Origin of the sequence: Acidovorax sp. K2F, from assembly GCF_025246485.1 — a bacterium.
Lineage (GTDB): Bacteria > Pseudomonadota > Gammaproteobacteria > Burkholderiales > Burkholderiaceae_C > Acidovorax > Acidovorax delafieldii.
The window spans coordinates 1-1,827 of the sequence record NZ_JAOBSQ010000085.1 but is presented as its reverse complement, the minus strand read 5'-3'; the positions used below and the strand labels follow the sequence as shown (position 1 = coordinate 1,827).

Here is a 1,827-nt window from a genome sequence, read left to right as displayed (position 1 = left end):
GTAAGCGATCCGCCAACTACGTCTTCCCACAGAGCGTCTGAGAGGGGAAGCTACGTGTCCATGTAGAACAAGGTGGACACGTATGTCAGAGATCGATGCAGAGGTGGTGAGGCGCCTGGTCACGGGGCGCAAGAACGATGGACGTGCCGTGTACGACCCGCAGGCCAAGGCCGAGGTGGTGCGGGCGTGCCTGCAGCCGGATGTGTCGGTGGCGCGCATGGCGCTGCAATGCGGCATCAACGCCAACTTGCTGCGCCGCTGGATCACCCAGAGCATGGGCTCGGACCTGAAGGCAAGTCGTGCCAACCTGCCGACCGTGGCCATGGCCAGCACCAGTGCTTTTGTGCCGTTGCGGCTGGCGGCCCCCGAGGCATCTCCCGTCACCGCCGCTGAGGTCAAGACACGCCTGCACGCCCGACTGCCCAATGGGGTGGAGATCGACCTCAGCGATGCAGACCCGGGTGGGTTGCTGCCCGTCCTTGAACTTCTGGGGCGCCTGCCATGTTCCGGCTCGACGACACGCTGACGGTGTACCTGCACCGCCCGGCCATCGACTTCCGAATGGGCATCAACGGTTTGGCCATCCTGGTGGAGCAAGCCCTGGGCATGAACCCGTTCGCGGCGGCGGTGTATGTGTTCAGCAACCGCCAGCGCAACCGGGTGAAGATCCTGGTCTGGGAGCGCAACGGCTTCTGGTTGTTGATGAAGCGCCTGGAGCAAGACCGCTTCATCTGGCCGGACGAGGCGGTGGTGCCGACGCTGACGGTGGAACAACTGCACTGGTTGCTTGATGGCATTGATCTGGCGGTCACACAGCGACACCCACAGCGGTTCTACGAGCGCGTTGCGTGAGGCTGGTGCTGCCGAAATGAGCAATGCCACTGCTGAGAATATTTGCCGCAAAATCCCCAGCACAAGGAACCGCCTGAGCGACAAGCAGATCGAAGCAGGCGATGGTTCACATGCCCACCGCCGAAGAATTTGCAGCCTTGCAAAAGGCGCTGGCCCAGGCCACCCAGACCAGCGAATCACTCGCTGGTGAGCTGCGCATCACGCGCGCCGAGCGCGACCTGCTCAAGGAGCAGCTCAACAAATTCAAGCGCCAGTTGTTCGCCGCCAAGAGCGAGGCCAGCGCAGGCCACCAGAAGGACATGTTCTTCAACGAGGCCGAGGCGCTCGGCTCGGCAACCCAGCCGGCCCAGGAAGAAACCGAGGCCGACGACAACACTGTCGAGGTTCCCGCTCACAAACGGACCAAGCGCGGGCGCAAGCCGCTGGACCCAGCCCTGCCGCGCGAGGTGGTGCGCCACGAACTGCCCGAATCCGAGCGTGTCTGTCCTCACGACGGTGCCGTGCTGCGGGAGATTGGCGTGGAGGCCAGCGAGCAGCTCGACATCATTCCGCAACAAGTGCGCGTGATCCGCCACGAGCGGGTCAAGTACGCCTGCCCGTGCTGCGATGGCACGCTGCGCCTGGCGGCCAAGCCCGAGCAAGTCATCCCCAAGGGGCTGTTCAGCGAAGGCCTGCTGGCCTGGGTGATCACTTCCAAGTATGTGGACGGCCTGCCGCTGTACCGCCAGGCGGCCTTGCTGGGGCGCTTCGGAGGCCGCGACCTCTCGCGCAACACCATGGCCGCCAGCGTGGTGCGGGTGGGCCAGGCGGTGCAGCCCGTCATCAACCTGCTGCGCGACCGGGTGCTGGACGCCCCGCTGATCTTCGGTGACGAGACCGAGATTCAGGTGCTCAAGGAGGCCGGTCGCAGCGCCCAGTCCAAGAGCTACATGTGGGCGCAGATGACCGATGGTTCAGGCGCCAGCGGCACAGGTC

At 64.7% G+C, this 1,827-nt stretch carries 3 protein-coding genes; all 3 read left to right on the top strand.

The window, feature by feature from the left end:
- The first annotated feature begins 82 nt into the window (after window positions 1–82).
- Entirely contained in the window at window positions 83–526 is a 444-nt protein-coding gene (gene tnpA / locus N4G42_RS25305; protein ID WP_008903080.1) for an IS66-like element accessory protein TnpA, read from the top strand.
- Window positions 502–852 carry an IS66 family insertion sequence element accessory protein TnpB gene (tnpB, locus tag N4G42_RS25300; protein WP_008903079.1) on the top strand — a complete coding sequence of 117 codons (351 nt, stop codon included), beginning with the start codon at window positions 502–504 and terminating at the stop codon, window positions 850–852. The genes tnpA and tnpB overlap by 25 nt, the downstream gene beginning before the upstream one ends.
- A gap of 101 nt (window positions 853–953) precedes the next feature.
- Window positions 954–1,827 (top strand): transposase (locus N4G42_RS25295; protein WP_260669154.1); only part of this gene is annotated, 874 nt, incomplete at its 3' end.

Excerpts from the sequence above, each read along its gene's own strand:
- tnpA (WP_008903080.1), top strand. The coding sequence starts at position 83 with ATGTCAGAGATCGATGCAGAGGTGGTGAGGCGCCTGGTCACGGGGCGC.
- tnpB (WP_008903079.1), top strand. The coding sequence starts at position 502 with ATGTTCCGGCTCGACGACACGCTGACGGTGTACCTGCACCGCCCGGCC.